At 68.3% G+C, this 12,580-nt stretch carries 13 protein-coding genes; 5 read left to right on the forward strand and 8 right to left on the reverse strand.

Features of this window, described 5'->3' with window-relative positions; all coding sequences use genetic code 11:
- Positions 1-213: 213 nt before the first annotated feature.
- The 8 genes from ACZ6YG_RS35665 to rpmH all read right to left on the reverse strand — a co-directional run bounded on the left by ACZ6YG_RS35665 (position 214) and on the right by rpmH (position 5,788).
- On the reverse strand, positions 214-1,179 hold the full coding sequence (locus ACZ6YG_RS35665) for a ParB/RepB/Spo0J family partition protein (protein WP_271276845.1): 966 nt from the start codon (positions 1,177-1,179) through the stop codon (positions 214-216).
- Positions 1,180-1,470: 291 nt separating this feature from the next.
- Positions 1,471-2,403, reverse strand: a complete 933-nt coding sequence (locus ACZ6YG_RS35670; protein WP_271276846.1) for a ParA family protein — start codon at positions 2,401-2,403, stop codon at positions 1,471-1,473.
- Positions 2,404-2,539: 136 nt separating this feature from the next.
- On the reverse strand, positions 2,540-3,232 hold the full coding sequence (rsmG, locus tag ACZ6YG_RS35675; protein ID WP_397196473.1) for a 16S rRNA (guanine(527)-N(7))-methyltransferase RsmG: 693 nt from the start codon (positions 3,230-3,232) through the stop codon (positions 2,540-2,542).
- A gap of 250 nt (positions 3,233-3,482) precedes the next feature.
- Complete coding sequence (locus tag ACZ6YG_RS35680) at positions 3,483-3,971, reverse strand: Jag family protein (RefSeq protein ID WP_148035932.1); 489 nt, start codon at positions 3,969-3,971, stop codon at positions 3,483-3,485.
- A 20-nt stretch (positions 3,972-3,991) separates the two neighbouring features.
- Entirely contained in the window at positions 3,992-4,942 is a 951-nt protein-coding gene (gene yidC, locus ACZ6YG_RS35685) for a membrane protein insertase YidC (RefSeq protein ID WP_397196472.1), read from the reverse strand.
- Positions 4,943-4,946: 4 nt separating this feature from the next.
- Complete coding sequence (yidD, locus tag ACZ6YG_RS35690) at positions 4,947-5,225, reverse strand: membrane protein insertion efficiency factor YidD (protein ID WP_148035930.1); 279 nt, start codon at positions 5,223-5,225, stop codon at positions 4,947-4,949.
- Complete coding sequence (rnpA, locus tag ACZ6YG_RS35695; RefSeq protein ID WP_148035929.1) at positions 5,222-5,587, reverse strand: ribonuclease P protein component; 366 nt, start codon at positions 5,585-5,587, stop codon at positions 5,222-5,224. The genes yidD and rnpA overlap by 4 nt, the downstream gene beginning before the upstream one ends.
- Before the next feature lie 63 nt (positions 5,588-5,650).
- Positions 5,651-5,788 carry a 50S ribosomal protein L34 gene (gene rpmH, locus ACZ6YG_RS35700; protein ID WP_020547366.1) on the reverse strand — a complete coding sequence of 46 codons (138 nt, stop codon included), beginning with the start codon at positions 5,786-5,788 and terminating at the stop codon, positions 5,651-5,653.
- 448 nt (positions 5,789-6,236) lie between these two features.
- Between rpmH and dnaA the strand changes: the two genes are divergently transcribed.
- From dnaA to ACZ6YG_RS35725, 5 genes are all read left to right on the forward strand, one after another.
- Positions 6,237-7,832, forward strand: a complete 1,596-nt coding sequence (dnaA, locus tag ACZ6YG_RS35705; protein WP_397196471.1) for a chromosomal replication initiator protein DnaA — start codon at positions 6,237-6,239, stop codon at positions 7,830-7,832.
- Between the two features lie 522 nt (positions 7,833-8,354).
- A complete protein-coding gene (gene dnaN, locus ACZ6YG_RS35710; protein ID WP_148035927.1) occupies positions 8,355-9,494 on the forward strand; it encodes a DNA polymerase III subunit beta in 1,140 nt (379 codons plus the stop codon).
- A 49-nt stretch (positions 9,495-9,543) separates the two neighbouring features.
- Positions 9,544-10,494 carry a phosphogluconate dehydrogenase (NAD(+)-dependent, decarboxylating) gene (gnd, locus tag ACZ6YG_RS35715; RefSeq protein ID WP_148035926.1) on the forward strand — a complete coding sequence of 317 codons (951 nt, stop codon included), beginning with the start codon at positions 9,544-9,546 and terminating at the stop codon, positions 10,492-10,494.
- A 62-nt stretch (positions 10,495-10,556) separates the two neighbouring features.
- Positions 10,557-11,789 carry a DNA replication/repair protein RecF gene (recF, locus tag ACZ6YG_RS35720; RefSeq protein ID WP_148035925.1) on the forward strand — a complete coding sequence of 411 codons (1,233 nt, stop codon included), beginning with the start codon at positions 10,557-10,559 and terminating at the stop codon, positions 11,787-11,789.
- Positions 11,779-12,279: a DciA family protein gene (locus ACZ6YG_RS35725; RefSeq protein ID WP_261808987.1), complete on the forward strand. Its 501-nt coding sequence runs from the start codon at positions 11,779-11,781 to the stop codon at positions 12,277-12,279. Before recF ends, ACZ6YG_RS35725 begins: the two co-directional genes overlap by 11 nt.
- The last annotated feature ends 301 nt before the right edge of the window (positions 12,280-12,580 follow it).

Genomic DNA, 12,580 nt, shown 5'->3' on the forward strand with positions numbered 1-12,580 from the left:
AGCGCCAGAAACACCAAGCCCTACGTTTCACGTGAAACACGCCCCCGAGCCCTCCCCGGATGGAGAACCACGAGCCATAGGCAAGGACCTTCACCACGACACGAGGAGCGAAGTCCCACAGCGCCGCCAACAAGAAGCCCCGTGTTTCACGTGAAACACGGGGCGTGGGCAGTCGGCGGACGTTTCACGTGAAACCGAGGACTTGAACCGGAACTACTCCCCGGCCTCTCGCATGGCACGGGCCGCCTCAGGCGCCATCGTGCCGATGATGCGCTCAAGGTCGTCGATCGTGGCGAACTCCACCACGATGCGCCCCTTCCGGCGCCCGAGGTCGACCTTCACCTTGGTTTCGAAGTGATCAGAGAGCCGGTCCGCGAGATGGGAGAGGCCCGGGGCGGTGGGCTTGCCGGCCTGGCGTTCACGGACGGGCTTGGCCGGAGCGGCCTGGGCGCTACCAAGGGCGACGATCTCCTCCACCGCGCGCACCGAGAGCAACTCGGCGCTGATGCGCTTGGCGAGCAGGATCATCTCCTCCGGCGTGGACAGGCCGAGCAGAGCGCGCCCGTGACCGGCCGTGATGGAGCCGGCCGCGACCTTGAGCTGAACTTCCGGCGGGAGGTTGAGCAGGCGGAGGGTGTTGGTGATGTGTGAGCGGGAACGACCGACCTTCTGGGCGAGCTGGTCGTGGGTTGCATCGAAGTCGTCGAGGAGTTGCTGGTAGGCGGCGGCCTCTTCCAGCGGGTTGAGCTGCTCCCGCTGGAGGTTCTCGATCAGGGCGTCGCGGAGGAGGTCGGTGTCACGGGTGTTGCGGACGATCGCCGGAATCTCCTGCAGGCCCGCCATCTTGCAGGCCCGCAGCCGCCGCTCCCCCATGATGAGCTCGTACTGTCCGCCACCGACCGGGCGCACCACCACGGGCTGCAGGAGACCGACCTCGCGGATCGACGCCTCCAGCTCCAGAAGGCGTTCGTCGTCGAACACCTCACGCGGCTGACGCGGGTTCGGCACGATCGCGGAGACGGCGACTTCCTTGAAGTACGCCCCGGCGACGGGTTTCGGCCCGGCCTCCGGCGCCGCCGAACCGTTGGCAGGGGGCACCGTCCCCGCGCCGTCGACAATGGGACCGGTCGGAATGAGCGCCCCCAGCCCCTTGCCCAATCCCCGCCGCTGCTGGCTCACTGCGTCTCCTCATCCACCCGAACCGATTCCGGTCACTCCAGCAGAGGTTACCGTTGCCTGCCCCGGCCAGGGCCGCCTCTACACACCGTCCCACCGGATTTACACCACCATGCCCTGAACACACCCGATGCCAGAACCCCCGAGAGGGGGCACAGCGGGCATGCACGACTCAATCAGCTCAGGCGGCCGACCCTCATCAGGTGCTCGGCGGCTGCTGAGCCTCTGGCCACTGCCGTTGAGCCGCTGGTCGCTGCCGTCGAAAGGGCACCGTCCCGTCATGACCCAGAGAGATCACACCAACGCGCGGTGGGCGATCTCCCGAGCGGCGTCCATGTAGGCCATCGCACCACTGGAGCCCGGATCGTACGTCATCACCGACTGCCCGTAGCTGGGCGCCTCCGAGAGGCGGACGCTACGCGGGATCAGCGTGTTGAGCACCGTGTCCCCGAAGTGCGCCCGGACCTCCTCCGCCACCTGTGAAGCCAGCCGGGTGCGGCCGTCGTACATGGTGAGGACGATCGTGGACAGGCGGAGCGTCGGGTTGAGGTGGACCTTGATGAGGTCGACGTTCCTGAGGAGCTGCCCGAGACCTTCCAGCGCGTAGTACTCGCACTGGATCGGGATCATCACCTCGTCCGCCGCGACCAGGGCGTTGACCGTGAGCAGGCCGAGCGACGGCGGGCAGTCGATGATGATGTAGTCGAAGTCCATGGAGTCGTACGCGGCCAGCGCCCGGCGCAGCCGCGCCTCCCGAGCCACCAGGGAGACGAGCTCGATCTCCGCGCCGGCCAGGTCGATGGTGGCGGGGGCGCAGTAGAGGTTGGGCATGTCGGGGACCTGCTTGACGATGTCCGCCATCGGCAGGTCGTCGACCAGCACCTGATAGACATCCGGCACGTCACCACGGTGCTCGGTGGCCAGCGCGGTGGACGCGTTGCCCTGGGGGTCCAGGTCGACCACCAGCACGCGCTCGCCCTTCATCGACAGCGCGGCCGCGATGTTCACCGAGGTCGTGGTCTTGCCGACGCCACCCTTCTGGTTCGCCACCGCGATCACCCGGGTCTTCGCCGGCTTGGGCCAGGCGTCACTGTCGCCCAGGGGGAGATCACCCGCCTGGGCGGGCAACTGTGCGGCCGGTGTTTCACGTGAAACCACTGAGTTGAGCGCCTCTCGTACCAACGGCGAATCACCTGGGTTCAGGGGGGTCTGGGTCACGATGGCCATCCTTTCAACCCGTGGCGTATCGGTGACGGGGATTCGCTGTCGGGACACGCCCGTTTCGGGCCAGCCAACCCCGGTGGGATTCTCGGACAGAGGCCTGTCCGGCCAGCCCAGACCGCATTGCGCGACTGGCATGCCGTCACCTCCTTCGTCGCCGCCTTTTCTGCTCCGGCGCGCGACCCGCTACGACTCGCACCAGTGTTGCAGGCGGCTCGACCTTACCGTGCCCCACGGTCACAAGCTCGGCCGTGAGGGCGCCGACGGCCTTGAGTCGTGGCTCCGCCTCGGTAAGCTCCTCGGCGGCCCGCTCCCCCTTCATGGCGATGAGCTCGCCGCCCTCGCGGAGCAGCGGCATCGCCCAGGTGAGCAGCCGGTCGAGCGGCGCGACGGCGCGGGCGCTCGCGACGTCGAACTCCCGCTTGCCCTTCAGCTCCTCGGCGCGGCCGCGCAGCACCTCGACGTTGTCGAGCTTGAGCGCCTCGACGCACTCCTCCAGGAACACGGTACGGCGGAGCAGCGGCTCCAGCAGGGTGACCGTGAGATCCGGCCGGACGATCGCCAGCACCAGCCCGGGCAGGCCCGCGCCGGAGCCGATGTCGACCAGGCGGGCGTCATGAGGCACGGCCTCCGCGACGACGGCGCAGTTGAGCAGGTGACGGTCCCAGATCCGCGGCACCTCGCGCGGGCCGAGCAGCCCTCGCACCACCCCGGGGCCGGCGAGCAGTCCGGCGAACTCCTGGGCACGATCCCAGGCGTCGCCGGTGAACACGTCCCGCGCGATGTCCGGCGGAGGCGGCAGCTCGTCGCTCACTGCTTGGTGACCCTTTCTCATGGGTGACGGTTTCTAGGCTGGGCAGGCGATCTCACCGAAGACTATCGGCCCTGCCTGAACGGAACCCCAGAGCGCGCCGCGCCGACTTTTCCACAATGCGGAAGCGCAGCTGGAGAGGGGGTCTGTGGATAAGGCTGTGGATAGAACGGATGCTCGCTCGTACCCCTGAAAGCTCCTGGGAGAGGCCCGGAAACGCGAGCGGCCGCCGGCGCCCGAAGGCGGGCCGGCGGCCGGGATGCCAGAGGAGTGGTCAGGCGGGCATGACCACGACGTAGCGGTTGGGCTCCTCGCCCTCGGACTCGCTGCGGAGGCCGGCGGCCGCCACCGCGTCGTGGACGATCTTGCGTTCGAAGGGGGTCATCGGCTCCAGAGCCCTGGGCTCACCGTGATCCTTGACCTGGTCGGCGACCTCGGTGCCGAGCTTGGTGAGCTCCGCGCGGCGGCGCTCGCGGTAGCCGGCGACGTCGAGCATGAGGCGCGACCGCTCCCCCGTCTGCCTGTGGACGGCCAGCCGGGTGAGCTCCTGCAGCGCTTCCAGCACCTCGCCGTCGGGGCCGACCAGCTCGTTGCTCTTGATGCCGACGACGGAGACCATCGCGCGGTCTCCCTCGACGTCCATGTCGATGTCGCCGTCGATGTCGGCGATGTCGAGAAGGCCTTCGACGTAGTCGGCCGCGATCTCGCCTTCCTGCTCCAGCGCGTTGAGATCAGGAGCTTTCTCCTGCTCGGCCTCGGTCATGACCGGCCTCTCCTTCGTAATCACGACTTCTTGCTGCCGGTGCGCTTGCTGCGGCTCTGGCGGCTGGGCTGGTTCCTGACGATCTTAGGCTCAGGAGGCGGGGCGGGGGCCTCTTCTTCCGGAGTCGTCCCGCGCAGCCGCTGGGACAGGCTCGGCTTGGGCTTGACCGGGATCACGTTGCCCTTGGCGTCGAACTGCGGCATCGGGTTGCGGCTGTAGAACCAGTGCTGCTGGCCGAGCGTCCACACGTTGGTGGTGACCCAGTAGAGGATCAGGCCGAGCGGGAAGTTCAGGCTGAAGAACGCGAACAGCGGCGAGATCCACATGAGGATCTTCTGCTGCTGGGCCATCGGGTTGTCGGGCATCTGCGCCATGGACCGCGTGACGCTCTGCCGGACGGTGAGGAACGTGGTCAGCGAGCTCAGCGCGACGAAGATCGCCATCACGACCCGCGTCTGCACGGGGCTCGCGTCCAGGGCGATCATGTCCGCTTCGGGCATGAAGAAGTAGGCCGGCAGCGGGGCGCCGAAGATGTGCGCCTTGCCGGCGCTGTCGACCAGCTCCTGGGTCATGCCGAACTTCGGCTCGCCGCTGGCCATCGCCTGCAGCACGGTGAACATGCCGATGAAGATCGGGAACTGCGCCAGAACGGGAAGGCACCCGCCCAGCGGGTTCGCGCCCGCGCCCTGGTACAGCGCCATGACCTCTTGGTTCATGCGCTGTTTGTCGTTCTTGTAGCGCTTGCGGATGTCCGCCACCTTGGGGGCGAGCTCCTGCATCTTCTTCGACGAGCGCATCTGCTTGAGGAAGAGCGGGAAGATGCAGATCCGCATCAGCACGGTCAACGTGATGATGGTCAACGCCCACGTCAGGCCACTGTCCGGGTTGAGGAAGGTGGCGTATCCCGTATGGATCCAGGTGATGACGAAGGCTACGGCTTCATAGAGCCAGCTCAGCCAGGACAGCTCCACTGAGCTATCTCCCTTGCAATTCGTGAGACCGAACCGGGCGTGGGGGCACCGGGTCTATACCTCCGGGGTGGAATGGGTGGCACCGCCCGATGCGCCGGACAGTCAACCATGTGCCGCGCAGGGCTCCGTGTACGGACATCGCCTCAAGCCCGTACGCGCTGCACGATGGGTAGAAGCGGCAGCGTGGACCGAGCAGGGGGCTGATGAACGCCCGATAGAACCGGATGGGGACGATCAGCACGCGAGCGGCGAGGCTCGGCGTCCCTTGCGGCTGCTCCGTCATCTCTGCTGCCCATCCATCGCGGACTCGTGCCGCCTGAGCAATCGGTCCAGGGTGGAGTCGAGCTCGGCGGCGAGGTGCTCGTATCGCGCTGACGCGGCCGGGGGGTTGGCGCGTACCACAAGCAGGCTACCTCTCGGAAGCCGGTCGAGACGCTCGCGCATCAGGTGTCGGAGCCGCCGCTTGACCTTGTTGCGCACCACCGCGCCTCCGACGGCCCGGCTCACCACGAAACCCACCAGAGGCGTCTCTTCCCCAGAAACGGCGAGATGTATCACCAAAGTAGGGCGACCGGCGCGATTTCCGCGCTTGATCGCCTTCTGGAAGTCGTCGCCCCGCCGCATGCGGGATGGCCGGGAAAGCATGGGAATACGCCTATCGCCCGCCGGCACAAGTCACCGGCGGGCGGAAAGTCGGGCGCGGGTCGATCAGGCCGACAGCTTCTCGCGGCCCTTGCGGCGGCGAGAGGCGAGGATGGCACGACCGGCCCGGGTGCGCATCCGCAGCCGGAAGCCGTGGGTCTTCGCGCGGCGACGGTTGTTCGGCTGGAAAGTACGCTTGCTCACGAGTGGGCTCCAGGCTTGAGGGTGCGCACGAGGCGCTGAACACACATGGCTGGCCTGTCATTAAGGCGAGGGCACGCGAAATAGCCGACGCGTGACAAGCCGACCGTCGTACGTTACGGGTCAGGAGCGCCCCAGGTCAAACCGGAACCGTCATCCACGGATCCACAGGCGACTTTTCCACCGGCCCGCCGACGTCCACATGTTGTGCACTCAGGTACCACTAGGCTGTGGACAACGCCTTGAACACAGCTGTGCACATAGATACTGTCGGCCCTTCCAGACCCACTAGCAGGGCTGTGCACAACTTGTGGATCTCCTGTGGAGACCCTGGGGGTTCCCACCCGGGCTCGACGCTGTGGACGGCAGGGCTGATCGCGAGGCGGTGGCCCTCTGGGTGTGGATAACACTCGCGGGGGGGGCCGCGATAGGAAGGAGGGGGAAACGCCCGATGACCAACGTCGACCTCGGCGCGGTATGGGCCAGGGCTCTGGGCAACTTTCTCAACGAGAACGTGCCCATACAGCAGCGCACCTGGCTCGGGATGGTGCGCCCCATCGCTCTCGCGGACGACACGATCGTGCTCGGCGTCCCCAACGACTTCCTGAAGGACCTCATCGAGGGCAAGCTGCGCCCGCTCGTGGCTCACGCGCTGTCCCAGGAGCTGGGCCGCGCCATGCGGCTGGCCGTGATGATCGACACCACCGCCCCCGAGCCGCCCAAGCAGGATCTTCATCCCCAGCCTGGGGGTAATGGTTATCCCCAGGGGCAGGACCCCCAGCCGCGTTTTCCACAGGGTGCGCCACCCCAGCATTTCCAGGTTTCCGAGCCCCCGCAGTTCTATTCTCCACAGCCGGAATCCGGCCAGCCGTCCACCGAATATCCACAGCCTTCGTTCTCTTTCGACCCGGGCACGTTCGACCAGCCTCCGTCGTACACACCGCCTGTGGAGAAGGCGCCGGAACCGGCGCCGAACCGGTGGGAAGCCAAGAGCAGCAAGCCCAGCGAGCCGGCCCGGCTCAACCAGAAATACACCTTCGAGACCTTCGTCATCGGCGCCAGCAACCGCTTCGCGCACGCCGCGGCCGTGGCCGTCGCCGAATCGCCGGCCAAGGCGTACAACCCGCTGTTCATCTACGGCGACTCGGGGCTGGGGAAAACTCACCTGCTCCACGCGATCGGGCATTACGCGCAGAGCCTGTACGACGGCGCCCGGGTGCGTTACGTGAGCTCCGAGGAGTTCACCAACGACTTCATCAACAGCATCCGCGACCACAAGGCCGACGGTTTCCGGGGCCGCTACCGCGCGATCGACATCCTGCTCGTGGACGACATCCAGTTCCTGGAGGGCAAGGAGCAGACGCAGGAGGAGTTCTTCCACACCTTCAACACGCTCCACAACGCCAACAAGCAGATCGTGATCTCCAGTGACCGGGCGCCGAAGCAGCTGATCACGCTGGAAGACCGGCTGCGCAACCGGTTCGAGTGGGGCCTGATCACCGACGTGCAGCCGCCCGAGCTGGAGACGCGGATCGCGATCCTCAGGAAGAAGGCCATACAGGAGGGCCTGGCGGCGCCGCCGGAGGTGCTGGAGTACATCGCCAGCCGGATCTCCACCAACATCCGCGAGCTGGAGGGGGCGCTGATCAGGGTCACCGCGTTCGCCAGCCTCAACCGGCAGGGTGTGGATCTCCAGCTGGCCGAGGTGGTGCTGAAGGACCTGATCACCTCGGAGTCGGGGCCGGAGATCACCATCGCCACGATCATGGCGAAGACGTCCGAATACTTCGGCATCAGCATCGACGACCTGTGCGGCAGCTCGCGCAGCAGGGCTCTGGTGAACGCGCGGCAGATCGCGATGTATCTGGCGAGGGAGCTGACGGAGCTGTCGCTGCCGAAGATCGGGCAGCAGTTCGGCGGCCGCGACCACACGACCGTGATGCACGCCGAACGCAAGATCCGCTCGCTCATCGCGGAGCGCCGCTCGATGTACAACCAGGTCAACGAGCTGACAATGCGCATCAAACAGACGTCGCGCGGGTCCTAGCCGTCATGCACACCCTGTGGAAAACGCTGTGGATCAGGGGAAACGCGCCAAGCCGCCGTTCGTACGCCCCGCTATGCCCGGAAATTTCCTGCACAGAGGCTGGGGATAACAGTGGGGACATCCTGAGGAGAACCTGGGGACTACCGGTGGATGACTTGGGGACGGCCTGTGAACAGTCTCCGAGGGCGGAACGGAAGACCCGTTTACCCCGTGGACAACCGGTGGAAACCCGGTGGATGACCGGTGGACGAAGGCACCAATATCTGGGGACGGCCTGTGGGCGACGCGGCTTCATCCCCAGCCGCCGAAGTTACCCCCAGGCGTCACCCACACCCGCAGTGGATGAAAATCGGGCCGTCGAGCTGCGGAGACGCGGGTTTTCCACAGTATCCACCGCCCCTAGTGTGATGACTCCACTTATCTCTTAAGAAGAAACTCAAGACCCATAGAGGGGTTCTCGCTGTTCGCGTCTGCCGGAGGCGAGACACTTGGAATCAACGACGAAGCAGGAGGCTGATCACCGTGATGTTCCGAATCGAGCGAGACGTCCTCGCTGAGGCGGTGGCATGGACGGCACGCAGTCTCCCGGCACGGCCGTCCGTGCCCGTCCTCGCAGGCATGCGCCTGGAGGTCACCGAGGAGCAGCAGTTGAAGCTGTCCGGCTTCGACTACGAGGTCTCGGCGGAGGTGACGCTCGAACTGCACACCGGCGAGCCCGGTATGGTCCTGGTCTCCGGCAAGCTGCTGGCCGAGATCACCCGCTCGCTTCCCGCACAGCCTGTGGACTTCGTGGTGGAGGGCGCCAAGGCGGTCGTCACGTGCGGCAGCGCCCGGTTCACCCTCCTCACCATGCCTGTGGAGGACTACCCGACGCTCCCCGCCATGCCGCCCGCGGCCGGCCGGGTGGGCAGCGACGTCTTCGCCTCCGCCGTCAGCCAGGTGGCCGTCGCCGCCGGACGTGACGACACGCTGCCGATGCTGACCGGCGTGCGCATGGAGATCGAGGGCGACACCGTCACCCTCGCCGCGACCGACCGCTACCGTCTGGCCGTGCGCGAGCTGAAGTGGCAGCCGGGCCAGCCCGACTTCTCCGCCATCGCGATGATCCCCGGCAAGACCCTGGCCGACACGGCCAAGGCCCTGGGCGCCACCGGCGCCGAGGTGGAGATCGCGCTCAGCTCCGCCGGCGGCACCGGCGAGGGCATGATCGGCTTCTCCAGCGCGGGCCGGCGCACCACCACGCGCCTGCTCGACCCCGAGTTCCCCAAGTACCGCTCACTGCTGCCCACCGAGTTCTCCGCGCGCGCCGACCTGTCCACAGGCCCGTTCGTCGAAGCGGTCAAGCGCGTCGCCCTGGTCGCCGAGCGCAACACCCCGGTGCGGCTGGCCTTCAGGAGCGGCGAGGTCGTGCTGGAGGCGGGCAGCGGCGACGAGGCCCAGGCCGTCGAGGCCCTGCCCGTCGAGTACGAGGGCGAGGAGATGAACATCGCCTTCAACCACCAGTTCCTGCTCGAAGGGCTGGGCGCGATCGACTCCGACGTGGCCCGCCTGCAGATGACCACCTCGACCAAGCCCGCCATCCTCACCGGTGGAAAGCCTGTGGACGAGGGCGGCACTCCCGATTACCGCTACCTGATCATGCCGATTCGCCTGTCTAGCTGAATAATCGGTCGGAGATGGTGGAATCCGGACGAGGGGGTAGTGGGGCAACATGCAGATCGGCATGGTTGGACTCGGCAAGATGGGCGGCAACATGGCCGAGCGGTTGCGCCGCGGCGGTCACGACGTGGTCGGTTTCGACCGCGACCCCTCCCTCAGCGACGTGGCGAGCCTGAAGGAGCTGGTCAGTCGGCTGCAGACCCCCCGCACGGTCTGGGTGATGGTGCCGGCGGGCGCGCCCACCCAGCAGACGATCGACGACCTCGGCGAGCTGCTGTCAGCGGGCGACGTGGTCGTCGACGGCGGCAACTCCCACTATGTGGACGACCAGAAGCACGCCGCCGAGCTGGCCGGCAAGGGCGTCGGCTTCGTCGACTGCGGCGTGAGCGGCGGCGTCTGGGGTCTCGACAACGGCTACGCCCTCATGTGCGGCGGCGACCGGCCGCACGTCGAGCGCCTCATGCCGATCTTCGAGACGCTCAAGCCCGAGGGCGAGGACGGTTTCGTGCACGCCGGCGACGTGGGCGCCGGCCACTTCGCGAAGATGGTCCACAACGGCATCGAGTACGGCATGATGCAGTCCTTCGCCGAAGGCTGGGAGCTGCTCGAGGCCTCCGACGTGGTCAAGGACGTGCGGGGCTGCTTCAGCAGCTGGCGCACCGGCACCGTGATCCGCTCCTGGCTGCTCGACCTCATGGTGCGGGCGCTCGACGACGACGAGCACCTGGAGGGCCTGCGCGGCTACGCGCAGGACTCCGGGGAGGGCCGGTGGACCGTGCAGGCCGCCGTCGACCACGAGGTGCCGCTGCCCGTGATCACCGCCGCGCTGTTCGCCAGGTTCGGCTCGCGGCAGGACGACCCTCCGGCGATGAAGGTGGTGGCCGCGCTGCGCAACCAGTTCGGCGGCCACGCGACCACCTCGGCCGAGGGCTCGACGGCCAAGGGCGCCGACGCGCCGGGCGCGGACGTGCCCCCGCTGCCCCGCGACGGCGAGCGGGAGTGAGTTTTCCACAGGCTGTGAGCCGGTGACCGCAGAGGTCGGCGCGGCCGACTAACCTTCGTGGGGTGCATGTCGCCCACCTGTCGCTGACCGATTTCCGGTCCTACACGTCCGTGGAGCTCGGCCTGGAGCCGGGCGTCACGGCCTTCGTGGGGCCCAACGGCCAGGGCAAGACCAACCTCGTCGAGGCGCTGGGCTACGTGGCGACCCATTCCAGCCACCGGGTGGCGAGCGACGCGCCGCTGGTGCGCCACGGCGCCTCGCGGGCAGTCGTCCGCTGCGCCGTCCACAGGGACGACCGGCGCGCCCTCGTGGAGCTGGAGATCAACCCCGGCAGGGCCAACCGCGCCCGGCTCAACCGCTCCCCCGTGTCCCGCGCGCGCGACGTCGTCGGGCTGCTGCGCACGGTCCTGTTCGCCCCCGAGGACCTCGCCATGGTCAAGGGCGACCCGTCCGAGCGCCGCCGCTTCCTCGACGACCTGCTGGTCTCCAGGACTCCGCGGTTCGCCGGCGTACGCGCCGACTACGACCGGGTGCTGAAGCAGCGCGGCGCGCTCCTGCGTACGGCCGCGCAGGCCCGCAGAGGCGCCAGGAGCGGACGGAAGGCCGAGAGTGAGGCCGGGTTCGCGGCGGCGGGCGCCGGCGACGTCCTGGGCACGCTGGAGGTGTGGGACGCCCATCTCGCGCGCCACGGCGCCGAGCTGTTGCGCGCCCGCCTCGAGCTGATCGAGTCGCTGCGCCCGCTGGTCGCCGGGGCCTACGCCGCGCTGGCCCCCACCAGCGCCCCCGCGACGCTGGCCTATCGCAGCACGTTGTCCACAGGCGACGACGCCTCTGAGGACGAAATCCCCGGTGAGAGGGGATCTTCCGATGCGCCGACGTTATCCACAGACCTGGGGAAAACTCTTGAGGAGCGGCTCAAGGAGCGGCTGCTGGAGGTCCGTCCCGCCGAGCTCGAACGCGGCGTGACGCTCGTCGGCCCCCACCGCGACGACCTGGTTCTCGGCCTCGGCGAGCTGCCCGCCAGGGGTTACGCCAGCCATGGCGAGTCCTGGTCGTTCGCGCTGGCCCTGCGGCTGGCCGCCTACGACCTGCTGCGGGCCGACGGCGGCGACCCGGTGCTGATCCTCGACGACGTGTTCGCGGAGCTCGACGCGCAGCGCAGGCGCCGTCTCGCCGAGATCGTCGCCCCTGCCGAGCAGGTCCTCATCACGGCGGCTGTGGACGACGACGTGCCGCCCGAGCTGTCCGGAGCCAGATTCGAGGTCGCTGAAGGGAGCGTGCGACGTGTCCGCTGACCACGACGCCACGGCCAGGGGCGCCGCCCTGGCCAGGGAGAAGCTCGCCCAGGCCAAGGCCGACGCGGCCAAGCGGGGCCAGCTGCCGCGCAGCGAGCCCCGGCGCAGGGCGGCCGGCCCGCGCCGGGACGCCGGCGACCCGCTGCTGTTCGGCCGGGCCATCGCCGACCTGCTGGCGGCCCGGGGCTGGGAGCAGTCCGCGGCCGTGGGCGGCGTGTTCGGCCGGTGGGCCGACATCGTCGGTCCCGACCTGGCCGCCCACACCAAGCCCGAGTCGTTCGAAGACGGCGAGGTGCTGGTGGCGGCCGACTCGACGGCGTGGGCGACGCAGGTCAGGCTGCTGGCGCGCACCCTCGTACGCCGCCTCAACGAGGAGCTCGGCGACAACACCGTGACGAAGGTGAAGGTCAGAGGCCCGATGAACGCCCCACGCCCCACGGGCGGATTGCGGGTGACCGGAAGCCGGGGCCCGGGCGACACCTACGGATAGCCGGTCCGCCGGCCGTCCACAGCAGGTCTTTCGTGCCGCCGCGGCCGGCTGCGTTCCAGCAGCGGGCGCTCGCGTGGCTCTGGGCAGGCTGTTGGGCGATCAGAGGGCTCCCAGACGCGCTGACCCCCCGATCGGGAGGGGGGATGCTGATCCGGGGGGAAAACGAGCCAGAGAGCATCACAGGCGCGTTCAATGCCACCTTCGGGCTCCGGACCCGGTAGAATGAAAGCGGATTCCGGACACGTCCGCTTGCGTGTCACCCCGGCAGGCAAGCCGACTCCCCTGGGTGACCGCGCATCGG

This window comes from Nonomuraea sp. NPDC054003 (genome assembly GCF_055585125.1).